The organism is Paenibacillus popilliae ATCC 14706 (assembly GCF_000315235.1).
GTDB lineage: Bacteria > Bacillota > Bacilli > Paenibacillales > Paenibacillaceae > Paenibacillus_B > Paenibacillus_B popilliae.
Genome location: NZ_BALG01000363.1, coordinates 1 through 373, shown reverse-complemented (window position 1 = coordinate 373; position 373 = coordinate 1). Strand labels below are relative to the sequence as shown.

General features: G+C 44.0%; 1 pseudogene. It reads left to right on the top strand.

Annotation, left to right across the window (positions count from 1 at the left end):
* A pseudogene (locus PPOP_RS23000) lies at window positions 1-373 on the top strand (hypothetical protein); the annotation flags it as partial.

Sequence of the window (373 nt, the reverse complement as noted above, 5' to 3'; positions counted from 1 at the left end):
CGGAGCTTGATCAAGTAAAGCAATCTGGCGTTGAGTTAAAAAACAAACTCGCGGGTGCCATCAACGCCAAAGGGGTGCAGGCATCCGCAAATGATACATTTGACCAGCTTGTGCAAAAGACTGGGCAAATAAGTGTACGCCTTTATGCCAAAGGGAAAGCCAAGGCAGATGCAGGAAAAGTTAGCGTAATAGATATGCCTTTTCGGCCAATGATCGCACGTCTTTGCTGTTGGGACAGTTCCACTCACATAACAGAAGCGTTTGTTTATGTAATTTGGGACGAGTTAACAATTGGGAACGAGTTGATTATTGACTACTTTGGATTCGCTAATAGGGGTGGTTATTATGACCCAAGTAAAGTCATTAGTGACGA